Here is a 22,574-nt window from a genome sequence, read left to right as displayed (position 1 = left end):
ATGTTTTTGATGCCAGCTAGCACTATTCATAATAATAACTGCATGTCTGTCAGTGTGGCTGCTATAAGCAATGAAAGTAGTGTGTTTGGGAATTTCATTATAATACTCCATGCGTCGCTTAATGTAAGTAATTAAGCATTAGGCCACCGTACAAGTTTAGACCTTAGCTTAATATTGGTATTTTAGATATTTAACAACTTATTAACATTGGTATGTTATTTTCTTTCGTCAATTAAATTACAAATAAGCATTTACTACATTTGCTGCTGCCTATTTTTTGTGAAAATAGTCTGTAAAATTAAAATTATTTATTACGTCACCTTGAAAACCTATTTAACAGCCCCATTCTATTATCATCGTTTAAACCAAAGTCTTGTTTAGGCTAATCCAAAGAGAAATATATATTATGGAACATCAACAAAATCATACTTTTAGTGCCGATACCGGTAAACTTCTTAAATTAATGATCCACTCTTTATATTCAAATAAAGAGATTTTCTTACGTGAGCTAGTTTCTAATGCTGCCGATGCCGCAGATAAATTACGTTTTAAAGCTCTTTCTGATGGTTCTCTTTTTGAAAATGACGCAGATCTACGTGTTCGTTTAAGTTTTGATGAAGAACTTAAAACCATCACCATTAGCGATAATGGTATTGGTATGACGCGTGACGAAGTGATCGAGCATCTGGGCACAATTGCAAAATCAGGTACAAGCGATTTCTTCGAACAACTTTCAGGCGATCAGGCTAAAGATTCACAGTTAATTGGTCAGTTTGGTGTTGGTTTTTACTCTGCATTTATCGTTGCCGATAAAGTTACGGTAAATACCCGTAAAGCTGGTGAAGAGGCTTCTCAAGGTACATCTTGGGAATCGTCAGGTGAAGCTGATTACACGGTTGCCGATATTGAAAAAGCGGATCGTGGTACTGAAATCATCTTGCATCTACGTGAAGATGAGTCTGAATTCTTAAATGATTACAAACTGCGCTCAGTTGTTTCTAAATATTCAGATCATATCAGTATTCCTGTCGAGATGTTTAAAGAAGCAGTGGCTGAGTCTGAAGGCCCTGATGGTGAAAAAGTTCCTGGCACTCCTGCTGAGTGGGAAGCGATCAATAAAGCAACGGCACTTTGGAGCTGTTCTAAAAACGAACTTAACGATGAAGAATACCAAGAGTTTTACAAGCATATCGCTAATGACTTTGAAAACCCGTTAACTTGGAGCCACAACAAAGTTGAAGGTGAGCAAGAGTACACAAGTCTTTTATATATTCCTAAACGTGCACCGTTTGATCTTTGGAACCGTGAAAAAGCGCATGGTCTAAAACTTTACGTACAACGTGTATTTATTATGGATGATGCAGAACAATTCATGCCTACTTACCTACGTTTCGTAAAAGGTGTGCTTGATTCAAATGATCTACCATTAAACGTTTCTCGCGAAATCCTGCAGGATACGCGTGTAACAGCTAAATTACGCAGTGCATGTTCGAAACGTGTACTTGCAATGCTGACTAAATTTGCTAAGAAAAATGATGAAGAGTACAACCAGTTCTGGAAAGAATTTGGCCAAGTACTAAAAGAAGGTCCAGCTGAAGATGCTGCGAACAAAGAGAAAATCGGGAAACTGTTCCGTTTCTCTTCAACTGAAACAGATTCAATTGAGCAAACAGTTTCTTTAGATGCATACATCAGTCGTATGATTGAAGGTCAAGATAAGATCTACTACATCACAGCAGACAGCTTTAATGCAGCTAAAAACAGCCCTCACTTAGAAGTTCTACGTAAGAAAGGTATTGAAGTATTACTGCTTTCTGATCGTGTAGATGAGTGGTTACTAAGCCACTTACCAGAATACGATGGTAAAGTTTTCACTTCTGTTACTCAAGGTGATCTTGATTTAGGTAAGCTTGATAGTGAAGAAGATAAAAAAGAACAAGAGAAGCAAGAAACTGAATTTGCCAGCTTTATCGAACGTGTGAAAGAAGTATTAGGTGATAAAGTTAAAGATGTTCGTTTAACGCAACGTTTAACTTCTACACCTTCTTGTATTGTTGCAGATAACGATGATATGAGCACGCAAATGGCTAAACTGATGGCGCAAATGGGCCAACCAGTACCTGAAAGCAAACCAATCTTTGAGCTTAACCCTGAACATGTAATGGTTGCTAAGTTAGCTGATATGGCTGATGAAGATCTGTTTGCACAATGGTCTGAGTTATTACTGGAACAAGCTATTCTATCTGAAAAAGGTAGTTTAGATGATCCGTCTGAGTTTGTCGGACGTATCAATAAATTACTACTTGGCTAGTTTGATACTTAAAATATCTTATTGAAGGCCGGCTTATGTCGGCCTTTTTTATTCTCTAGCCTTGAGAAACAAGAGATAAGAGTGTAAATTTCCACCTCAATTTATTAATCAACTTCTTAATTAACAAAGGATGCAACAATGCGCATTATCTTATTAGGTGCTCCAGGTGCTGGTAAAGGCACACAAGCTCAATTTATGATGGACAAATATGGTATCCCGCAAATCTCTACGGGTGACATGTTACGTGCAGCAGCAAAAGCAGGTACAGAGCTTGGTTTAAAAGCAAAAGAGTTAATGGATGCAGGACAACTTGTTTCTGATGAATTAATTATTGGTTTAGTGAAAGAGCGTATTGCTCAGGAAGATTGTGCCAAAGGTTTCCTACTTGATGGTTTCCCACGTACTATTCCACAAGCTGATGCGATGAAAGAAGCTGGCGTAATTGTTGATTTCGTACTTGAATTTGACGTGCCGGATGAAGAGATCGTTAAGCGTATGGCTGGTCGTCGCGTTCATTCTGGTTCAGGCCGTACTTACCACATCGTTTACAATCCACCTAAAGTGGAAGGAAAAGATGACGTAACGGGTGATGATCTGGCAATTCGTCCAGATGATGAAGAAGCAACTGTTCGTAAACGTTTAGATATTTACCATGCTCAAACTGAGCCGCTTGTTGCTTACTACCAAAATGAAGCAGCGCAAGGTAATGGCGCACACCATAAGTTTGACGGTACAAAAGCAGTTGATGTTATCAGTGCTGAATTAGCTGTAATTCTTGGTTAATTCAAGCTGTTAATATATAAACATTTGGGGCTTTTAGCCCCTTTTTTATAGCTTGAAAAAGATAGAGTAAACAATGGAAAAAAAACGAGCTGTATTATTGGTTAATTTGGGTACACCAGAAAAGCCAACTAAACAAAGTGTTAGAGCGTTTTTGCGTGACTTTTTATCTGATAAGCGAGTGGTTGATGTAACTCGTATTATCTGGTTGCCCATTCTTTATTTAATTATTCTGCCCTTTCGTTCAGGCCGGGTCGCAAAGCTATATCAAAAGATATGGTTTGAAAATGGTTCTCCACTGCGTTTTTATACCGAGCAACAAACCAAAAAGCTAGCTGTCAGTCTTGATTCAGAGAATATAAGCGTTAATTATGCGATGACTTATGGTGAACCCTCTATTGCCTCACAAATGCGCAGGTTTCAGGAGCAAGGGATTACGGATTTAACTGTATTACCTTTATATCCTCAATATTCAGTATCAACAACCGCCGCTGTTTTTGACCAATTGAGTGAAACAATTAAACAGCAATTTAATTTTCCTGCGATTAACTTTATCCATGATTACCATGATCATCCGCTTTATATTAAAGCCCTGGTCAATTCGATTAAAAAAAGCTGGCAGGAAAAAGGACAATCTCAATTATTGGTCTTTTCATTTCATGGCATTCCTAAGCGTTATGTAACATTGGGTGACGTTTACCAAGCGCACTGTGAGCGTACTGTGCAATTGGTTGTTGCAGCCCTTGGTCTAAGCGAAAAACAATATAAGTTGTGTTACCAGTCTCGTGTTGGAAGAGAAGAATGGTTAAAACCTTATCTTGATGATTTTTTACCTGAACTGGCCAAATTAGGAACAAAATCGCTAGATATTATTAGCCCGGCATTTGCTTGTGATTGTTTAGAAACATTAGAAGAATTAGCCATTGAAAACAGTAAACGTTTCCTGGATAGTGGTGGTGAAAGATACAATTATATAGCATGTTTAAATGACTCTGATGAGCATATATCCCTATTGCGAGAGTTAGCGATAGGTGATCATTAAACCCGAGATTAGCAGTTAGAAAGAGGTGTTTTAGCTTGTTAAAATTTAAAGCTGATTATTTTCTCCTGTTTATACTGATCTTTGTCAGTGCCTGTTCAAATACTCAGTCAACTCCGGGCAATGCTGTTTCCCAAAACTTATCTGATAAATCGCCTAACCAGCATCAATATAATAAACCTATGAGTGAGGACGACTTACTTTTTACCTTATTACGCAATGAATATCACCACTGGAAGGGCACTCCGTATCGTTTGGGCGGCAATAATAAAAAAGGTATTGATTGCTCTGCATTCGTACAAGTAATCTATAAAAACAGTTTTAATATCAAGCTTCCTCGAGGCACAAAAACTCAAGCCGAAACAGGTTACCCCGTTTATAAAAATAAACTTAAAGTTGCTGATCTGATCTTTTTTAAAACCAGTTGGAAGGTGCGTCATGTAGGCATTTATATCGGTGATAATCAGTTCCTGCACGCATCAACGAGCAAAGGTGTGATGATTTCATCCTTAGATAATATCTATTGGAAAGCTAAATACTGGCAGTCACGGCGTATTATTGATTAAACCTGCCTTATTGAGTGCGCGGTGTACAAACATAGCATAAGCTCAAGCTGCACTATTAGCATTCCATTTTATATCCCACCCCATAAACAGAAACTATCGGATTCAGGGTTGGCGAAACTGCACTTATTTTTTTGCGGATATTTTTTATATGAGTATCAATATTGCGATCACTTACCTCTTCAAAGTCGTTATAAACCGAATCCATAATTTCCTGGCGGCTAAACACTCTGCAGATATGTGCTAAAAAACGCTCGAGTATCTTAAATTCGATGGGAGTGAGATCGAGTGTTTGATTATGCAGCGTTACGCTGAATTTTTCTTTATTAAGTTCAAAACCTGATTGTCTGATAATTTTATTAGTTAAGCTGCCCGCTCTGCGTAATATCACTTTTATTCTTGCTATCACTTCTCTTGGACTAAAAGGTTTACAGATATAATCATCAGCACCGATCTCTAACCCTATTAAGCGGTCAATCTCTTCATTTTTCGCAGTGACCATAATAATTGGTACTTGTGAAAACAGGCGGGTCTCTTTGCAAAGGGTGACACCGTCAATATCGGGGAGCATTAAATCCAATAGCACTAAATCAACATTATTATTTTTGATATAGTCGGTGACACCTTGACCACTATCTAAATGTTTAATGGTAAAGCCGGCTGCAATACAGTATGCACATAATACTTCGGCAATTGCCGGTTCATCTTCAACAATAAGAATATGATATTTAATCATTATTGATCTTCTCCTACATTAACCGGCAGGGTAATGATTATGCTTAACCCGCCTAACGGTGAATCCTGCGCTGTGATTGATCCCTGATGAGCTGCAACGATCTGCGAACACAAAGCGAGTCCGAGTCCGGAGCCGCCATGGATTCGACTTCGTGATTGTTCTACGCGATAGAAACGCTCAAAAATTTTTGCTTGAGCTTGTTGCGGTACGCCGGGCGCTGAGTCCTGTATCTGTATTTGTAGTTGCGAATCATCTAAATAAGTAACAATGTTAATCTTACCGCCCTGATTAGTGTATCGGCATGAGTTTTCAATTAAATTGGAGAAAAGCTGCAGCAGCCGATCTTTATCCGCAAAAAGGTAGCATTTAGTATTGGTTTCTGAACTTCGTGACAGTGTGAGTGCCTGTTGGGTAAACTTAGACTGAAAATTATCCAAGGTATGATTTAATAACTTTATCGGATCGACTTTTCGTTTTTTGTAAGTTACCCGCCGACATCGGAACTTGACAGCTGATAGAGATCATCAACAATGCGGTTAAGTTTATCAACCTCTTCAATTAACATCGTCAGCTTAGATCCGCTGGCTGTGAGGATGCCGTCCTGAATGGCGATCAGTTGCGATTTTATCACAGTTAGTGGCGTTCTTAATTCATGGGAGGTATCAGACATCCACTGACGACGGTTGTGCTGATTTTTTTCAAGTGTATTGGCTAAGTCGTTAAAATTATCCGATAGAGTACCTATTTCATCTTTTGAGCTTTTATCTATTCTGCTGCTGTAGTCGCCGCTTCGAAGTTTGCCTGTACTGTTAATGAGCTGTTTTATCGGGGCAGCCAGATGTTTTGTCAGTATAACGGCCATAAAAATAGAGATTAATATTACGCAGCCGGCAATCAGGAAATATGTTTTATACTGCTGTTTCAAAAATTCACCGGCAGGGCTGTCTTTAATGGCATTTGAAGGAGCTAATCCTATCCAGCCTACTGTTTTTCCGGCGACGCTTATTGGTTCAATCCGTTTATGCTGATTGAGCTCTTTCCGGCCGACAATAACTTTTTTACTGCTGTCATATAAACTCATTCGCTGACCCGTTTTGAGAAAATTAGCGGGGTTATCCCGTTTTTCTCGGGCAGCTTCTCGCTTTGGCGGTCTCTCTTTTTGAGTCGCCTTATTTTGCTGCGGGCGGTCATGCCTACGATTATCCTGCTCCTGAAAAGATCTGCCTGGCCGATCATTTTTAGGGGCGACTGGTGAAGGGGGGCGCGCTTGTCCGGGGTCGACAATATCACGTCAAATCTGTACGTTGTTAATGATCGGCTGCCAGCTATTGCTGATCTGGTATGAAGCGCTTAACTGCATGATTGAGTCTTTAATATGTTGATATTCTGCTTCATTGACAAAATGATTAAAGTTAGAGGATAAACTCAGACTGATTGCCGCCAGCAGCAGTACAACTATGCCAAGATTAGTGACAAAGAATGCCAAAAAGAATTTATGCTGCAGTTTCAAAAAGCATCCCCTGTTAATGTGAAATTAATCAGCGCTGTGATTATTAATCATAGCGCTGATTATATCATTTTCAGTTCAATATCATTTAATGTTATTCCGATCGGGTTTACAGGCAAAATATTTCTTGTCGGGGGTATCTTCACATACACCAAATTCTAGTTCTTTAGGCCCCTGAAAGCTGCATTTTGTTTGCGCCGTTTGATCGACGCAGGCATCTATTGCCGTTTGCGGCGGTTTGCCTCCCTGGCGCATTTTCTCCTCTGGTTTATTAGCAGTCTGATCCTGAGTTACCTGTTCAGAATTATTGTTAACTGATTCTTGCGCCTGCGCCGGGGTTATTATCAGCATAAGTGAGGCGGCAGCTATGCTGAAAAGGATAATAAATTGCTTCATTTTAATACTCCTGGTGATTATTCGTGTGACCCGTATGAGCCGTTATATTAATTAAAATGGTATAAGTGCTGTCGATATCAGCGGTGCCTGCATCTATCAAACTGAGAATTGTTCAATAGATGCAGATGCTGCCAGCCGGTTTGTACAACTATTATTCAAACAGAGCGTCGCTGTCTGAAAGGTAGCTGTCAATAATTGAGCTGTCGCTAATCTCTGCGGAGTAAAGAAACAGTGTTGTGGATATAGAAAAATCAAAAGGCGTTCCGTCGTCATAGGTACCCGACATGATCTCTTGTCTCAGCGTCGTTAATTGTTCCATCTGCCCGCTTGTTAAAGAGTGATAGAGCTCTGCAAAGACAGTGGCGTAGTGGAAATTATTTTCTCCATCCAGCTCACCATAACTCCCTGATTTTTCCAGTACCTCAGCCAGTACTGCGTCCTTGAAGGCTTCTGAAAGCTCAGCTTCTGTGATGAGGCTGCGAAGGGCGGTAGAAATATCGGTTCTGGCTTGCACTATGTTTGAACTGCCGGAATACAGGTTGCTGCGCTGGGTATCAACCAGGCTGGAGACTAGCGCCGCCTGATCCGAAGAAACGTAACCTTCTGTGCTGTCACTTAGAGCGCGGCCTGCCGTTGCGGTTAACTGTTCATTAATGTTGTAACCTTCAACGCCGATAGCGGGCGCATCTTTAATGTAAAAAGAACCGTAATATGTACCTTGACGCTCGGGACAAAAATAGCTGTCCGCTTCAAGAGAGCCTGCATACCAGCTAAACAGATCTCCTGCGTAGGTCATTACAGCTACCGACTCGTCATGAGAGAGTCCTTTAATTCTATCCTTGAACTGGGATTCGTCGATCTCCGGCCATGATTCCCAGCCGACACCTTTCATATCATCAAGATAGCTTAACTGGCTGGCGCTCATGCTTCTATATAATTCTGCGAAAACGACTGCGCGATCATAACTGATTTGGCCGTCTAGCTGGTAGAGCTCTTTGGAAACCTGTTTAATTTCAGTCTGGCTCAGAGCTGAAGTGCCAAAGGGTAAGTCTGTATCGAGCAGCCTGCGAAAAGCCTGCATCATTGGGTAGCGTTTGTAGGCGTATTCATTGATCTGACTGACCTGACTGCCAGCGAGATCTGTCAGTACTTCTAACTGCGCATCGTCCAGAATATAAAGAACATTGGCGGCGATCCTGGTTAAGAAACTTGTATTGTGGCCCATGCCGTCCGGATCATTATCACGCAGATACTGAAAGCCCCAGTAGTCGGCTACTTTACCGGGAGGAAAAAATGATTGCGCCCCCAGATTGCCGGTTATCATACCTAACCCCGCAAAGGCGAGCGTAGTGCGTTGCGCGCCGTCAGAGAGGGTCTGCTGCATAGTAAAAGCGCCTGAGGCTGGCGGCTCGACGGTTGTCGCACCGGAGGCTGGTGATTCGACGGTTGCAGCGCCGGAAGCTGGTGGCTCTATGGTTGTAGGCTCGGTGCTGTCAGTGACTTCAGAGTCTGAAGTACTAGTTGAGCCGCATCCGAAAAGGCTGGATATTAAAGCAGCCTGGATAAATATCAATATTCTATATTTCATAATAACACTCCTGTGTATTTGCCGGGTAAAACTTAACTTTTGACTTAGAGTAAGTATATGAAGGCAGTGTGGTATAAAAATGAAGAATCAAAAATTAATTAACACGTTGATTTTAAAGTGTATTTTTCATTTTTGCTAATTGTGTGAAAATTGTGTGAAAATTGTGTGTTTTTGTACGCATCAGCGAGCAAAAGTAAGTTGATTTCATCCTTAGAAAATATCTATTGGAAAGCTAAATACTGGCTGTCACGGCGAGTGATTGCTTAACCTGTCTATAAGGTAGTGATAAACTGTATATTTTTGTTCAACTCATATTTCTAGGAATAATTGGTGTTTTCTGTTTATCTTACTTACGCTGTTTCCATCGCTTTATTAATATCTTCACCCGGTCCTGTTATTGCTTTAATCATTTCTGATTCAAAACATGGTTGGCCGACAGGCACTATTTACGGCGGCGCGATATCAGCATTGTTGTTATTATCGATTTCTTTAATGTTATTAAGTCTTGCCTTGGCTATTGATGAAAATATTTTAGAGTGGGGACGAGTGGTTGGCGGTTTGTATCTTATCTATCTGGGTGTGTCGATATTAACCAGTAAAGCATATCTCGATAAAATTAAATCTCATCATAATCACTGTTTTTGGCGAACCATGAAAGTCGGATTATCCAACCCTAAAGATATTTTATTCTTCTTAGCATTTTTACCGTCATTTATTATTGCAACTGAATCGTTTCTGCAACAATCGGTTATTTTCTTAGGGCTATGGGCGGTGATTGATATGGCCATTATGTTGATTTATGCACGGGTAGCACAAAAGCTTTTATCCTATGATAAATGCCGTACTGTTTTGTATTATTTACCGGGGGTATTTATGTCGCTGGTGGGGGGGATTTCATGCTCTTTAGGTGGATATCAGTTGTTTCTTGCTTAATAACATAAAGAACGGCTAACAGCAGTTAGCCGTTCTATTGTTTCCTTTAGATTGCGTACCAGTAACCGAGATTTACAAGCTGTGTAAACAGGTTTAACGCGCTGTTATCTTCGTTTAGCAGTTCAAGTAATTCACTGCCCACTTCATCCTGATCACAAAGGTGATGACCTAATTCAGTAAAACCTTCACAGCTAAACTGCTCGCCATTGATAAACAGTAAAGCGGGTAATTGTTGAAAATATACGGCTCGTAATCCGCCTAAACGGGTAAATTGCGCACCTTCTTCAAAGAAGTTAAGTATCTCCTTAGTGCTGTGCGGTTGTTCAAGTTCAGCAATATCCAAGTCATGTTTTGCTTCACTGATCATTTCCCCGAACCAAGGAATAAGGGCATCGGGTGTCTGGCATTTGGCCAGCATTATGCGGTGCAATTCATTCAATTCTTGTGCTTCAATTTGCCCCGGTTTCTCACGCAGCTGCATCGCACGATCCAGGTATCGTTCAGGCACTTCATTACTGTCGAGGCAGTAATCTGCAAAACTGCTTAACAGATCATTTTGATCCGGAGCGCGGAAACCAACGCTGTAATTCATTGACGGCTCAACCGCATAACCTTCATGTGGGAAACCGCAGGGGATATACAAGATATCACCGGGTTCAAGGATTACATCAATAATCGCATCAAAGGCTTCACAATGCTTAAGCGCACCGTGCGCTGCAAATTCACGCATCGCCACTTTATCACCTACACGCCAGTGACGTTTGCCTAAACCTTGAATAATAAATACATCGTAATTATCAATATGCGGGCCAACACCACCTTTAGGTGTTGAATAACTGATCATCAGATCATCAATACGCCAGTTCGGTAAAAAACGGAAAGGGCGCACTAATGTTTGTGCCTCTTCATGCCAGTGATCAACCGCTTGAATAAGTAAGCTCGCGCCATCATTTTCCAGTTTTTCAAAGCTTGCAAACGGACCCGATTCTGCTTTCCATTTGTTATCGGTTTTATAAACAAGGCGGCTTTCAATCTCCTCTTCCATTGCCAATCCGGCAATTTCATCAGGCAAAATTGGATCTTCAAAGTCGATAAATCCTTGTTTAATAACTGTTGGTTTTTTCTGCCAGCAGCTATCGAGAAAATGGCTGATATCTAAATTGAGTTCGAACATAAAAACCTCGCGAAAAAAAAGTAATAGAAACATTATAGAGCATACAAAAAAGGCAACCCGAGGGTTGCCTTAAATAAACTCATTATATGCGAGCTTAGTCGACTAGTTTTTCTACTAGCTCGATTGCCTGACCTATGTAGTTAGCCGGCGTCATCGCTTTAAGTTCCGCTTTTACTGCATCAGTTAGTGCAAGTGTATCGATAAACTGTGCCATACCCGGGCCGTCTACACGTTTACCACGTGTTAGCTCTTTTAGTTTTTCGTATGGTTTTTCGATGCCGTAACGGCGCATAACTGTTTGGATTGGCTCAGCCAATACTTCCCAGTTTGAATCTAAGTCTTTGAGCATGTTTTTTTCGTTTGCTTCTAACTTGCTGATACCTTTAAGGCTTGATTCATAAGCGATAACAGAATAACCGATAGCAACACCAAGGTTACGTAATACAGTTGAATCTGTTAAATCACGCTGCCAGCGAGACACAGGCAGTTTCGCAGCCAGGTGATCAAAGATAGCATTGGCTAAACCTAAGTTACCTTCCGAGTTTTCAAAATCAATCGGGTTAACTTTATGCGGCATAGTTGAAGAGCCGATTTCACCAGCGATAGTCTTTTGTTTGAAGTGACCAAGGCAGATATAACCCCAAACGTCACGGTCAAAATCTAAAAGAATAGTATTGAAACGTGCAATCGCATCAAACAGCTCAGCGATGTAATCATGCGGTTCGATTTGCGTAGTGTAAGCATTAAATGTAACACCAAGGCTAGTTACAAACTCTTCTGCAAAACCCTGCCAGTCAAGTTCAGGGTAAGCACTAAGGTGAGCGTTGTAGTTACCTACTGCGCCGTTAGTTTTACCTAACACTTCAGTTGCTTCGATCTGTTTAACTTGACGTTGTAAACGTACTGCCACGTTAGCCATCTCTTTACCAAGTGTTGTTGGTGAAGCCGGCTGACCGTGTGTACGAGACATCATCGGCATCGCTTTGTATTCTTGAGCTTTTGCTTTAATAGCATCAACGATTTTATTGCAGTAAGGAAGAATAACCTCAGTTTTTGCTGTGCCCAGCATTAATGCGTGAGACAGGTTATTGATATCTTCAGAAGTACATGCGAAGTGAATAAATTCAGAAACCGCATTCAATTCAGCAACATCTGCTACTTTTTCTTTTAAGAAGTACTCAACAGCTTTTACATCATGGTTAGTTGTTGCTTCAATATCTTTAACACGTTGTGCATCAGCTTCGCTGAAGTTAGCAACAATTGCATCAAGATGTGCGTTAGCCGCATCAGAGAAAGCAGGAACTTCTGCAATACCGTCAGTTTGCGCTAGTTTTTGTAACCAGCGAACTTCAACTTGTACGCGGAATTTGATTAAACCAAACTCACTGAAAATATCGCGTAAAATTGCTGTTTTGCTACCGTAACGGCCGTCAACTGGTGATACAGCTGTTAGTCCTGAAAGTTCCATTTGTTGCTCCTAAATAAAAGTAGGTTGTTTAAATCGAATAATTATATCTGTTAAACGCGGTGTAAATTTTGTTTGGTCTGATGAATCATCGCTTTACGCGAAAACACAAGTTGACGGCGTTTGCCGCCAATTTGGCGCCATAAAACAGCCGCACGAACACCAGCTAATAACAGTGCGCGGATTTTATGCTGAGTCTGCTCTTGTTGCAAGCAAGACGGATTACCATTAACTTGAATTTTTGGACCTAAGTTACTGATTAGGTCTTTATAAATCGAGTTTAAATTGCTTAATACGCTGCTGTCATCAATTTCAAAATGGGCAAGCTGGCGTTGTACTTGATTGAGACGCTCAGCAAGCAGATTTAAGCTTGCACCGTTAGCGCTTAGTTTTTTCTCAAGGGCAATCATGCCAATTACGTATTTAGTGACCTGCATATTGCGTGTTTTACTGGCATTGTCGAGTTGTTCCAGCATGCTTTTAAAACCCACTTCCAGTGATTCATAACCACCAAAAATATCTAATGGCGAATCACTCTCGGTGCGCATAATGGAGCGCAGTGATGCATCAAATGCGACGGCATCTGGACACAAACCTTTCGTCGCGATTTTGTCAACTAAGTAGGCAGCCTGGCACATAGCTGCAAAGGCGAGACTACGAGATGGTAAATTATGAAATGACATAAGGGCTCTCTGTTTGTTATTTTTAATAGCGCTATTTTTGTAAATGCTGCTCGATAATTGCACCGCCTAAGCAGATTTCATTTTGATAAAATACCGCAGATTGCCCCGGTGTGACGGCTGCTTGCGGTTCATCGAAAATCACTTTTAAGGTATCGTCATCAATAGGTGTCACGGTACAAGCTATATCTTGTTGGCGATAACGGGTTTTCACTGTGCATTTAAAGCTTTCACTTTTAACGCGGCGATCTACCCAGTCACACTGTTTAGCAATTAGACCGTAAGAAAATAGCGCAGGGTGATCCGCACCTTGTGCGACTAATAAACGATTATTTTTCATATCTTTGCCAACTACGTACCAGGGATTTTCATTTGAATTCTGTAATCCACCGATACCTAAACCTTTACGTTGACCAAGTGTGTGATACATCAGCCCTTGATGTTGGCCAATCACTTCTCCTGTTGGAGTGACAATATCACCCGGTTGTGCCGGTAAGTACTCTTGTAAAAAATCGGTAAATTTACGCTCACCAATAAAGCAGATGCCAGTGCTGTCTTTTTTATTATGAGTAATTAAATCCTGCTCTTCGGCAATACGGCGTACTTCTGGTTTTTCTAATTCACCAACAGGGAACAGGGTTTTAGCTATTTGTTTTTCACCAACCGCATACAGGAAGTAGCTTTGGTCTTTATTATTATCGAGTCCACGTAACAGCTGCACATGGCCATCAGTTTCACGGCGACGCACGTAATGACCTGTAGCAATATAATCGGCACCAAGATCTTCAGCTGCAAATTCTAAAAATGCTTTGAATTTAATCTCTTTGTTACACATGATATCAGGATTAGGGGTACGGCCAGCTTTGTATTCCGCAAGAAAATGCTCAAATACATTATCCCAGTATTCAGCTGCAAAATTGATAGTGTGTAGGTGGATGCCTAATTTATCACAGACTGCCTGCGCATCTTGAAGGTCTTGGGCTGCGGCACAATACTGGTCAGTATCGTCCTCTTCCCAGTTTTTCATAAATAGCCCTTCAACCTGGTACCCCTGTTGCTGTAATAAATACGCAGATACGGATGAATCAACACCGCCGGACATTCCGACGATCACTTTAATTTGGCTATTGTCTGTCATAAATAAATCTCCTACTAATTTGGAGCGTGATTTTAACAGAAATTCAACGCAAATGAACTAATTATGTGAGCAGGGTAACAGGTGTTTTTTTACAGCAGGAATGCTAAAAATAAGCCCCTTAACATAAGAGAGGCTAAAGCAGTTCAGACTGTTTTTGCTTCGCTTAAATTAATTAAGCAGAATTTTTTAAACATACGCACAATGGTTAACCGGGCTTTTACCAGCTCCTCCTAAAGCATTAAAAACAGCACCTAATGCAGCGTAACTGCAGCAGCAAAGCGCCCAAAACAGCTGTCTGAATACCCTCGCACTATTTATAGGAGTTGCGTATTGAACAGGCCAAGCAGTCGTTATAGTTTCTGCACTGGTCTATTCAGGATATTGCGCTGCAGGGAGGTTTTAAAGATCAGGCTAATTTCAGCTGGCGTTTAAAAACGCTGGTGGGGGAAACACCATAGGGTATCGGCTCTCAAAACGCGGTAAGTAGGAGTGTGCGGCAGTGCTATTGCGCTTTGATTATGGAACTGCATATTCACTTAAATAAATCAGTATTTAAAGTTTGAGCAATTTTTGCGCGCAGCATATCACGAAGCGCTAATGCCGCCGGCGTAACCGATTTTCAGTTAGGGCTGACCATAAACAGTTCTGTCTGGGTGTTATTAATATTTCAACTGTGTTAGCGCTCTGCAGGTCGGTGCTCATATCAAGTTGTGATTTATAGGCAATTCCCTTGCCAGCTAACTAGAGAGCCGGCAGCTCTCTTTTTTGAATTCCTCGTTCCCGTGTTCTCTGCGGGAACGAGGCTGAAACAATTCGACAATGACAGGTGTAAGCCGTTTAAGCAATATTAGGTTCAAATTCATACTGGGCATATTGTGCAATATGCGCATCTAATAAAGTCTCATCTTCGTAAAATGCAAAAACCATTTCTGCAATTTCGTGCAATGCATCTTTATCTTCACTGCGGATACAAAACATCATAGTCTCATCGCCAAAGGTGAGTTTTGACAGCAGCTCCGGATTTTTTTCCGTCAGCAGGTTTTCTATCAGCAGGGCCCAGTCTTCTCCATCACCCAAAAAGTCATGCTGCTCAAATGCGGCCCATTTCATATCACTTAAAGTAAGGGTATGGCTTCTTTGGAAACTTGAAATCAAGAAAGGTTGGTAAACGTTTATCTGTTTCATAATGTCTCTCTGGAGTAAATGAATTAAACTGATGTTTTTACAAGGATTGCGGATTGCTGTTCATCCTACCCAGCCGTCATCTTTTTAATGATGCTTACATCAAGTTTTTGAATTTAAAAAGTAAAGTTGGCGTGATTAAACGGGTGATTTGCTCATATTTGTGAAGGCAAAGACTGAATATCTAAAAAGACCGGGAGCCGAGCATTTCATTAAAAACTACACTAGTTAGATGGCTTTCATACCTTTCCCGCCGCCCCTCGCGCTAATGCAGTTTGGAGAGCAACTGATTAATTAAAAGTGCTCATTTGTAATGCTATTTATTTAAATAAAGTGTGAAAAATCTGTTTTCTCAGCTGTTTTTAAAGCACCTGATTAAATACTGTTACAGTTAGATCAATAAAATGTCAGCTGCTCTGTTGTACCGCTTAGTTTATAAATGGCATAATCAAAATATAAGCGGTTTAATTTTGAAAAAGGAAGTCATATGAAATGTCCAAGAACTGGCGCTGATTTAAAACCCGTTAAAGTGGGTGGTATTACAGTTGATATTTCAGAAGAGTGCGGTGGTGTGTTTTTTGATAGTCATGAAGTAGAAAAGTTCGATCAGAAAACAAAAATACGCGGAGGATTGTTAGTTCATCACCTTAAGCAGTTTACCCCGCCTGCATTGGATTTAAGTAAGCATATTGATTGTCCAAAATGTACTGGCGTTATTATGAGCAGAAACTTTTATGGCTCCGGTAATGAAATTGAAGTTGATAGATGTCCTAGTTGTGAAGGTATTTGGTTTGACTTTGGCGAGTTGGAAAAGCTTAGAAATTTAATTTTAGTTTCTACTGATAGACAAAGTGCGAGTAAAAAGTTTGAAGCGCAGTTGCTAAATAGCTCTGCTTATCAAGAGTATAAAAATGCACTTGATGAAGAAGTACAAGAAGATGTACGTCTTGATAAAGCCAATCAGCTGCATCTGTTTTTATTTAACTGTATTTATTAAAATAAAAGTCGGAGAGAAGGTGTTAAGCTTTTCCCGTAACTGCAAAACCTAAGCAGTTAATTTACTGCTTTATACCCCAATTTTAAGGCAATACATCCCGTTTAATGGGGTTTTGTAATGATATTAAGGTTTCGGTCGATTGAATCGCTTCAATCGCCTGCACTTTATTAATCAGAGTCATCTGCAGATGATCGATTGAGCGCGTCATCAGCTTAATAAAAATACTGTAGTTACCCGTGGTGTAATAAGCCTCAACCACTTCTTCAAGTGCTTCTAATCTTTTAATGGTATCCGGGTAATCTTTAGCGTTTTTCAGATTAATACCAATAAAACAGCAGACATCATAACCAAGCGCTTTCGCATTAATAGATACTTTTGTTCCTTCAATAATTCCCGCCTGTTTCATCTTTTCTATTCGGACATGAATTGTACCGGCACTCACCGCACAGTTTTTAGCCAATTCCGCGTAGGGAATACGTGCATTTTCAGATAATGCATTAAGTATCTCTTTATCTAAATTATCGATCTCATAATTTACCGTCATATTCCCTACCTGTAATTATTGATTTATCAGTTAATTGTTCATTCTATTGATGATTCTTTTTGTGTAAAGCTATTTTTGTTGGTGGATGTTGAGCTTTGTGTCTAATTAGGTAATTATATCTATCAACTTGTTAACCAAATTACCGCTTAAAATTATTTATAGAGAAATAAAATTATGACTAGCCAATACATTCAAAGCCAACAGCAAATCAGTAAAGCCAAGCAGATTTTTTCATCTCAACTGGAACAAAAATTAGGGCTGATTGAAGTACAAGCACCAATTTTAGCGAAAGTGGGTGATGGCATTCAAGACAATCTAAGCGGTCATGAAAAAGCAGTTTCGGTTAAAGTAAAGTCACTACCTGAGCAGGAGCAGGATTACGAAGTGGTGCACTCATTAGCTAAATGGAAACGTAAAACATTAGCTGAGCATGGTTTCAGTGCTGGTGAAGGTATTTATACGCATATGAAAGCACTGCGCCCTGATGAAGAGGAGTTAAGCCCGATTCATTCTGTTTATGTTGATCAATGGGATTGGGAGAGAGTGATTTGTGAAAGCTCAGAGCGTTGTTTAGATTTCCTAAAAGAAACGGTCAGCACGCTGTATAGCGCAATTAAAGAAACTGAATCTCAACTGGATAAGTTGTATGCTCTAAAGCCGTTTTTACCGGAAACGATTACTTTTATCCACTCTCAACAGCTGCTGGAACAGCATCCTGAACTGTCATCTAAAGAGCGCGAAAGAGCCGCTGTTAAAGAGTTCGGCGCGGTATTTTTAATCGGTATCGGCGGTCTGTTATCTGATGGTGAAATTCATGATGTACGTGCACCGGATTACGATGACTGGTCAAGTGCAACCTGTGATAAATACGCCGGATTAAACGGTGATATTTTAGTATGGAACCCGATTTTAGAAGATGTATTTGAAATATCTTCTATGGGCATACGTGTTAGTCCTGAAGCCTTGCAAAAGCAGCTTAAAATCACCGGTGATCTTGATAGATTAGAGTTAGACTGGCACAAGATGTTATTAGAGTCTAAATTGCCACAGACTATTGGTGGCGGTATCGGTCAGTCAAGATTAGCTATGTTGTTATTACAAAAGCAGCATATCGGTCAGGTACAGGTTGGTGTCTGGTCAGATTGTCTGAAACAAAAGGTTGCAGCAATTCTTTAAGCGTTAAATAACTCCACGCCAATTGTCTGATATTTAAACCGACAATTGGCCTTGCCTATAAAGCCTCACCGTTATTCCTCTCCAGCTTTAATCCTAAAACAATATATCTGGATAATCTCCCTGTTTGCAGGCTTTTGCTTGCTAGTTGCTGGTTTAATTTTATTTGCCGGTGGTTTTGCCCAGAATCGATTAGTTAACATCTGATGTGATGCTGAGCAAAGGAAACACAGTTTACAGTGCAAAGAAGGTATATTGATGGAGAATATTGGAAAGTAAAAGTATATCCGTCTGTTGTTAGAGGTCGATAGCTGAAAATGGCTTATTGTGTAATAAAAGTACAAAATTAAATGCTTGGCGTCACATTTTGGCTGTTTTCGATTCTTTTTAGTGTGGTTAGTTGTGGTTATTTGTAACTTTCTTTCAGTTTTTGTTTGCGTAAAAGTGTGATCTAGGTTACATTTATTCCGTCCACTAGGGACACTAACTAAAAATTATAAGAGGAAATTATTATGGATATGCAATCTTTTTACACAGGTCAAAACTTTTTAGCATATAGCAACAGCACGACTAGCACGACTAGCAAGAACAAGAACAAGAGCAACAAACGTAAGTTTAATCTTCGTTTCTTTAGAAAATAATGGAAGTTGGACTGGTTAGAGAAAACCGAACTTCAAAAATTAATATAGCAGCGGAAGGGACTTTTTATACTCTATAAAGAGTAAACCTCTCCGCTTTTTTTATGGCAGCTTGAAGCTTTTCAACAAATAACCTCCTTGAGCCTCGCTCACTAATACCCCAACACTTTTCTTTACAAATACTCAGTTCACCAATGGACTGCCCAGTTTATTATTCTCCTGTTTATTCAATTACCTTTTTGCTTGAAGATCTCAGTACGCAGAGCTTAGCCCGCTCATGAGCCTGAACTGGCGTTCAATTCTCGCCATGATTTCCTTTGCTAAAGTTATTTCTCAGCCAAGAAAAACGTAAACGGAAAGCAATACGCTAGCCGAAACGGTTGGTTTATATAGGCAAAGGGCAGGATGCGACTCCACAGCTTTTTTTAGTGATATTCCCCCGATTTAATTGCTTCGTTAGTTTTCTCTTCAATTGATTAATTCGACTTAGTCTCTTTTTCTTTCTTTAATTTATTCAAAGGAGAGTTAGTTTTATATAAAACTTTTCCGCATGGAACAACCAAAGATGAATGCTTTAAGTGAACATCTTGATCGTCGAAAAAGATATGAGCTTTAAATGCTTTCAATATATTACTTTTCTCAACACCACCTAAGAAGAAAGCCTCATCAACATAAACCCCCCAGCTTCTCAGAGTTTTAATAACTCGCATTTCTGACGGACTATTTCTCGCAGTAACAATGGCAATACGGACTGGAGATAATTCAATGCTCATTGGGAGTCTTACCTGCAACTTTGCAAGTTTGATAAGAAATTTGGCAAAAGGTCCTTCATTCATAGGGATGTCTTGAGATATATTTTCATGCTCATGGAAAGCTTCCATACCAGATTTTTTATATACAAGTTCACTTGTTTCATCAAAAATTACAGCATCACCATCAAAAGCAATCCTTACTTGCCCATCTGGTATATCGCATTTATATGTAGGTGGTATTGAAAGCACAGCAGAGGAACAGGAACCACTATCTATAACTTTTTGAGCATCGCTTTCATTTGTAGTTAGAAATAGGTCTACTTCAAAAGCTTCTAGGTAGTCTGCGCTAGACTCGCCTGCGGTGAATGCAGAACGAGTTATGTTTAAATTGTGGCTCCTTATAGCATTTAATACTCTGATTCCTGTTTCAGGACTATTTCGAGACATAACCACAACTTCAACTAATGGAGACTCATCTTCTTTTTGGTATGAATTTAAACTTAAAAGTGCACGTACTAACGGAAATCCTATACCCTCGTCTAAAGGAAGATCTTCATTTTCCAACATATGTTGTTTATAAGTTTCCATTCCTTTATGTGGGTTTTTAGCAAACTCTTTTTGAAACAATTTATCTGAATCAGATAAATCAAATAATGCTGTTGCTGATATGCCAATTACCAGTGTTTTTTCAAACGTTGTAGCCAATTTAACCTCCAGAAAAATTCCTAACTATTGCCTTGTTATGTTTGCCAAAATGTAATTAAAATTCTCTAGATGATAGTTTCTTATTTGCATCTGCTTCAGTCATAGAACCAAATAATAACTGCATCATTGCCTCAATTCTTTTTTCATCATCGCCATATTTTGCAGTATTTAAGGAGTTGGGTGCCTTAAATTCAACCTCCCCAACTAACGTTTTATTTTTATACGCCTTAACTTTTGCATCAGCAATGAAGGTGCTTAAATCCCAACTCCACTTTGATACATAGTTGATAGTGAGCTCTTCTGGAACGTGCTTAGATCTATCAGGTACGACATTACACTCATAACTATTATCTAAACACCACGATTCAATCGTATCTAAGAAAACTTCACGAGTAGCATTATCTTGAACAACTGTGATTTCAGTTGTTCTATTAACTTCATTTATTGGATTAGCAACAAACTTAGGTCCAGCACAGCCAGAGAGTAGTAAAACAGCAAAAATAGATATTATTATTTTTTTCATATTGACCTCAATAATAAAATATTTTCGTAATCTATATATGTAACAGATTACGAAGTAAACATAACGTCCGAATCAGTGGCGCTTGTAGTGTCCACTGCATTCGCTGGTTATGTAGCAACATATTGCACGTGCCGAAAATGACGGTTGTCTATGTTATCGGAATACACTAGGACCACCCGCTAACGGTACGAGACAAACATTTTAGATCCAGCTCAGCGACTTCCTAATAATCTCTGTTGCCCCGGCTTGTTCGCATTCGCCGTGTGCAATTAGTAGCCGGACGGGACTCCAGTCAAGCACTTTCTGACGAGCAGCACGGGCGGGGCCGCGACAAAGAAAGCTAGCTCTCCACTCCCGAGGAGTACTTCCTTGCGCACCAACCAAGCCATCTAACTGCATAAGCTTACCTTTCCAGCCTGACATTTTTTCTTGCTCATGTCGTTGGATGAGGTCGCAAATGATCGCGGTACGAGACGCTCGATGGAAGAACACAACTTCTTCCATTGCCAATGAACCACGAAAAATCACTTGATCGATGTCCGCTAGCCAAGCCGGTTCTGGTTCATCGCGAAGCTCAGCATTAAAGTGAACTTCCGGCTTCTTACGGGCAAGACCAGGCGGTGCATACAGGCGCGCACCAGGCCATCGCTCAGCCCACTCTTCCAAGAATAGATGATGTATTTTGTTCGGCGATACGATGTGGCGCACGGGTCCGATAGCCTCAACCGAGCTTGCCAGCTCGTCGGTCAGGGCGATTGGTGACCATAACCAAACGTCACCGTCAGAAAGGCGCACCACTACCATACGGGTGGGATATGGAAAGCCGTAAAACGATACGGTCGGCCCCTCGGCTACATAGAGAGAAGGTCCAAATTCTTCAAGCATACAGATAAGCTCCTTATGTGCGTGCTACAAGTTGCTCCATAATTGGGGGCAGTTGTTTTTTCCTTGTTATATTAAATTAGCTCACCAAGCCTATACACCTTAACAATAAATTCTGACCCAAGAATTTACTATGTCTGCGAATGGCTGTTTTATTGGTACACCAGAATTAGCGCATTCGTTGATTTGAGTTGGATCTTTCGTTTGTTTGTAAGCTTTCATACCCTTTGTATTTGCCCAATAGTACAAACCCCAGTTGGTCAAATCCCACTTTTCATCATATGGATTATGCTCATAATCAACGTAATAAAGGATGCCATTGCTCAATACAAAATTATCGGGGAAATAATCTATATTCAAACCTAGCGATTTAAGAGCCTTTGACATACCACAAACTTGTTCAATACATAAATCAGGAAGAGAGTCTTCAATTATTAATTCTGTAACAAGATTGCCATCAATATATTCTTTGATGAGATAATTATTTTCAACGTTTACATCAAGAAGCTTAGGGATTTGAATTCCAGAATTTTCCAAGTTTTTATACGCGGAAACTTCAAGCTCTACTTTATTTGCATCACCAAATGAGTAATAGGCACATGGTTCATAGTGCATGAGTTTGACTACGTATTGATGTTCTGAGTTTTGAGCTAAGTATGAATATCCAGACTTTCCCTTTCCCAAAAATTTAATAATTTCAAGATCACCAAGATTTGTGGTGATACTGTTCCCTACAGCATTTGTAACATCCACTGAATTTTCCTTAATTTTGTATAACAGCTTTATAGGTCTCACTATGTACTAAAAGTCGTGACACCTATCCCATTTTTCAAATCGTAACTAACCATTTAATTTACAAGTTAAATTC

The 22,574-nt window shown here is 40.0% G+C and carries 23 protein-coding genes; 7 read left to right on the top strand and 16 right to left on the bottom strand.

Annotated elements, in window-relative coordinates:
* Positions 1-406 precede the first annotated feature (406 nt).
* From htpG to AC4GME_RS08890, 4 genes are all read left to right on the top strand, one after another.
* Positions 407-2,311 (top strand): molecular chaperone HtpG, encoded by a 1,905-nt coding sequence (gene htpG, locus AC4GME_RS08905; RefSeq protein WP_490379255.1) that lies wholly within the window; start codon positions 407-409, stop codon positions 2,309-2,311.
* A 138-nt stretch (positions 2,312-2,449) separates the two neighbouring features.
* Positions 2,450-3,094 (top strand): adenylate kinase, encoded by a 645-nt coding sequence (adk, locus tag AC4GME_RS08900; RefSeq protein ID WP_490379254.1) that lies wholly within the window; start codon positions 2,450-2,452, stop codon positions 3,092-3,094.
* Between the two features lie 73 nt (positions 3,095-3,167).
* Positions 3,168-4,133 carry a ferrochelatase gene (gene hemH / locus AC4GME_RS08895; RefSeq protein ID WP_490379253.1) on the top strand — a complete coding sequence of 322 codons (966 nt, stop codon included), beginning with the start codon at positions 3,168-3,170 and terminating at the stop codon, positions 4,131-4,133.
* Between the two features lie 35 nt (positions 4,134-4,168).
* Positions 4,169-4,696: an NlpC/P60 family protein gene (locus tag AC4GME_RS08890; protein WP_490379252.1), complete on the top strand. Its 528-nt coding sequence runs from the start codon at positions 4,169-4,171 to the stop codon at positions 4,694-4,696.
* Between the two features lie 55 nt (positions 4,697-4,751).
* Here the strand turns inward: AC4GME_RS08890 and AC4GME_RS08885 are convergent, their stop codons facing one another.
* The 6 genes from AC4GME_RS08885 to AC4GME_RS08860 form a co-directional block, all read right to left on the bottom strand.
* On the bottom strand, positions 4,752-5,429 hold the full coding sequence (locus tag AC4GME_RS08885) for a response regulator (RefSeq protein ID WP_490377311.1): 678 nt from the start codon (positions 5,427-5,429) through the stop codon (positions 4,752-4,754).
* Entirely contained in the window at positions 5,429-5,866 is a 438-nt protein-coding gene (locus AC4GME_RS08880) for an ATP-binding protein (RefSeq protein WP_490377312.1), read from the bottom strand. The genes AC4GME_RS08885 and AC4GME_RS08880 overlap by 1 nt, the downstream gene beginning before the upstream one ends.
* 47 nt (positions 5,867-5,913) lie before the next feature.
* Positions 5,914-6,714 (bottom strand): HAMP domain-containing protein, encoded by an 801-nt coding sequence (locus AC4GME_RS08875; RefSeq protein WP_490379256.1) that lies wholly within the window; start codon positions 6,712-6,714, stop codon positions 5,914-5,916.
* Between the two features lie 6 nt (positions 6,715-6,720).
* On the bottom strand, positions 6,721-6,939 hold the full coding sequence (locus tag AC4GME_RS08870) for a hypothetical protein (protein ID WP_490377313.1): 219 nt from the start codon (positions 6,937-6,939) through the stop codon (positions 6,721-6,723).
* Between the two features lie 81 nt (positions 6,940-7,020).
* On the bottom strand, positions 7,021-7,332 hold the full coding sequence (locus tag AC4GME_RS08865; RefSeq protein WP_490377314.1) for a hypothetical protein: 312 nt from the start codon (positions 7,330-7,332) through the stop codon (positions 7,021-7,023).
* 151 nt (positions 7,333-7,483) lie between these two features.
* Positions 7,484-8,920 carry a hypothetical protein gene (locus tag AC4GME_RS08860; protein ID WP_490377315.1) on the bottom strand — a complete coding sequence of 479 codons (1,437 nt, stop codon included), beginning with the start codon at positions 8,918-8,920 and terminating at the stop codon, positions 7,484-7,486.
* A gap of 330 nt (positions 8,921-9,250) precedes the next feature.
* On the opposite strand from AC4GME_RS08860, the gene AC4GME_RS08855 reads away from it, so the two are divergent.
* Positions 9,251-9,853, top strand: coding sequence for a LysE family translocator (locus AC4GME_RS08855; protein WP_490377316.1), 603 nt, complete (start codon positions 9,251-9,253; stop codon positions 9,851-9,853).
* A gap of 46 nt (positions 9,854-9,899) precedes the next feature.
* On the opposite strand, the gene AC4GME_RS08850 is transcribed toward AC4GME_RS08855, so the two are convergent.
* From AC4GME_RS08850 to AC4GME_RS08830, 5 genes are all read right to left on the bottom strand, one after another.
* The gene (locus tag AC4GME_RS08850) at positions 9,900-11,027 is read right to left on the bottom strand and encodes a ribosomal protein uL16 3-hydroxylase (RefSeq protein ID WP_490379251.1); all 1,128 of its coding nucleotides are present in this window, start codon (positions 11,025-11,027) and stop codon (positions 9,900-9,902) included.
* A gap of 94 nt (positions 11,028-11,121) precedes the next feature.
* Complete coding sequence (gene purB / locus AC4GME_RS08845) at positions 11,122-12,495, bottom strand: adenylosuccinate lyase (protein ID WP_490379250.1); 1,374 nt, start codon at positions 12,493-12,495, stop codon at positions 11,122-11,124.
* 50 nt (positions 12,496-12,545) lie between these two features.
* Positions 12,546-13,175 carry a high frequency lysogenization protein HflD gene (hflD, locus tag AC4GME_RS08840; protein ID WP_490377319.1) on the bottom strand — a complete coding sequence of 210 codons (630 nt, stop codon included), beginning with the start codon at positions 13,173-13,175 and terminating at the stop codon, positions 12,546-12,548.
* A gap of 31 nt (positions 13,176-13,206) precedes the next feature.
* Entirely contained in the window at positions 13,207-14,310 is a 1,104-nt protein-coding gene (mnmA, locus tag AC4GME_RS08835) for a tRNA 2-thiouridine(34) synthase MnmA (protein WP_490377320.1), read from the bottom strand.
* 837 nt (positions 14,311-15,147) lie between these two features.
* Positions 15,148-15,495, bottom strand: coding sequence for an Imm51 family immunity protein (locus tag AC4GME_RS08830; RefSeq protein ID WP_490377321.1), 348 nt, complete (start codon positions 15,493-15,495; stop codon positions 15,148-15,150).
* A 484-nt stretch (positions 15,496-15,979) separates the two neighbouring features.
* Here AC4GME_RS08830 and AC4GME_RS08825 point away from each other — a divergent pair, with 484 nt between their 5' ends.
* Positions 15,980-16,489, top strand: a complete 510-nt coding sequence (locus tag AC4GME_RS08825) for a TFIIB-type zinc ribbon-containing protein (RefSeq protein WP_490378022.1) — start codon at positions 15,980-15,982, stop codon at positions 16,487-16,489.
* An 82-nt stretch (positions 16,490-16,571) separates the two neighbouring features.
* Here the strand turns inward: AC4GME_RS08825 and asnC are convergent, their stop codons facing one another.
* Positions 16,572-17,033 (bottom strand): transcriptional regulator AsnC, encoded by a 462-nt coding sequence (gene asnC / locus AC4GME_RS08820; protein WP_490378023.1) that lies wholly within the window; start codon positions 17,031-17,033, stop codon positions 16,572-16,574.
* Between the two features lie 174 nt (positions 17,034-17,207).
* Here asnC and asnA point away from each other — a divergent pair, with 174 nt between their 5' ends.
* Positions 17,208-18,209, top strand: coding sequence for an aspartate--ammonia ligase (asnA, locus tag AC4GME_RS08815; protein ID WP_490379249.1), 1,002 nt, complete (start codon positions 17,208-17,210; stop codon positions 18,207-18,209).
* A 1,111-nt stretch (positions 18,210-19,320) separates the two neighbouring features.
* On the opposite strand, the gene AC4GME_RS08810 is transcribed toward asnA, so the two are convergent.
* The 4 genes from AC4GME_RS08810 to AC4GME_RS08795 form a co-directional block, all read right to left on the bottom strand.
* Positions 19,321-20,301 carry a 5'-nucleotidase gene (locus tag AC4GME_RS08810; protein ID WP_490378025.1) on the bottom strand — a complete coding sequence of 327 codons (981 nt, stop codon included), beginning with the start codon at positions 20,299-20,301 and terminating at the stop codon, positions 19,321-19,323.
* Positions 20,302-20,356: 55 nt separating this feature from the next.
* Positions 20,357-20,824: an Sbal_3080 family lipoprotein gene (locus tag AC4GME_RS08805; RefSeq protein ID WP_490378026.1), complete on the bottom strand. Its 468-nt coding sequence runs from the start codon at positions 20,822-20,824 to the stop codon at positions 20,357-20,359.
* 201 nt (positions 20,825-21,025) lie between these two features.
* Positions 21,026-21,709 carry a DUF4336 domain-containing protein gene (locus AC4GME_RS08800; protein WP_490378027.1) on the bottom strand — a complete coding sequence of 228 codons (684 nt, stop codon included), beginning with the start codon at positions 21,707-21,709 and terminating at the stop codon, positions 21,026-21,028.
* Between the two features lie 99 nt (positions 21,710-21,808).
* Complete coding sequence (locus tag AC4GME_RS08795; protein WP_490378028.1) at positions 21,809-22,459, bottom strand: hypothetical protein; 651 nt, start codon at positions 22,457-22,459, stop codon at positions 21,809-21,811.
* Positions 22,460-22,574: the final 115 nt, after the last annotated feature.

This window comes from Psychromonas sp., from assembly GCF_983033635.1.
This window is presented reverse-complemented; position numbering and strand designations above follow the sequence as displayed.

What these genes read in the sequence shown, in the direction of transcription:
- asnA (WP_490379249.1), top strand. Translation starts at nt 17,208, where the DNA reads ATGACTAGCCAATACATTCAAAGCCAACAGCAAATCAGTAAAGCCAAG.
- AC4GME_RS08800 (WP_490378027.1), bottom strand. Translation starts at nt 21,709, where the DNA reads ATGCTTGAAGAATTTGGACCTTCTCTCTATGTAGCCGAGGGGCCGACC.
- AC4GME_RS08825 (WP_490378022.1), top strand. Translation starts at nt 15,980, where the DNA reads ATGAAATGTCCAAGAACTGGCGCTGATTTAAAACCCGTTAAAGTGGGT.
- mnmA (WP_490377320.1), bottom strand. Translation starts at nt 14,310, where the DNA reads ATGACAGACAATAGCCAAATTAAAGTGATCGTCGGAATGTCCGGCGGT.
- AC4GME_RS08805 (WP_490378026.1), bottom strand. Translation starts at nt 20,824, where the DNA reads ATGAAAAAAATAATAATATCTATTTTTGCTGTTTTACTACTCTCTGGC.
- htpG (WP_490379255.1), top strand. Translation starts at nt 407, where the DNA reads ATGGAACATCAACAAAATCATACTTTTAGTGCCGATACCGGTAAACTT.
- AC4GME_RS08850 (WP_490379251.1), bottom strand. Translation starts at nt 11,027, where the DNA reads ATGTTCGAACTCAATTTAGATATCAGCCATTTTCTCGATAGCTGCTGG.
- AC4GME_RS08865 (WP_490377314.1), bottom strand. Translation starts at nt 7,332, where the DNA reads ATGAAGCAATTTATTATCCTTTTCAGCATAGCTGCCGCCTCACTTATG.
- adk (WP_490379254.1), top strand. Translation starts at nt 2,450, where the DNA reads ATGCGCATTATCTTATTAGGTGCTCCAGGTGCTGGTAAAGGCACACAA.
- AC4GME_RS08885 (WP_490377311.1), bottom strand. Translation starts at nt 5,429, where the DNA reads ATGATTAAATATCATATTCTTATTGTTGAAGATGAACCGGCAATTGCC.
- purB (WP_490379250.1), bottom strand. Translation starts at nt 12,495, where the DNA reads ATGGAACTTTCAGGACTAACAGCTGTATCACCAGTTGACGGCCGTTAC.
- hflD (WP_490377319.1), bottom strand. Translation starts at nt 13,175, where the DNA reads ATGTCATTTCATAATTTACCATCTCGTAGTCTCGCCTTTGCAGCTATG.
- hemH (WP_490379253.1), top strand. Translation starts at nt 3,168, where the DNA reads ATGGAAAAAAAACGAGCTGTATTATTGGTTAATTTGGGTACACCAGAA.
- AC4GME_RS08860 (WP_490377315.1), bottom strand. Translation starts at nt 8,920, where the DNA reads ATGAAATATAGAATATTGATATTTATCCAGGCTGCTTTAATATCCAGC.
- AC4GME_RS08830 (WP_490377321.1), bottom strand. Translation starts at nt 15,495, where the DNA reads ATGAAACAGATAAACGTTTACCAACCTTTCTTGATTTCAAGTTTCCAA.
- asnC (WP_490378023.1), bottom strand. Translation starts at nt 17,033, where the DNA reads ATGACGGTAAATTATGAGATCGATAATTTAGATAAAGAGATACTTAAT.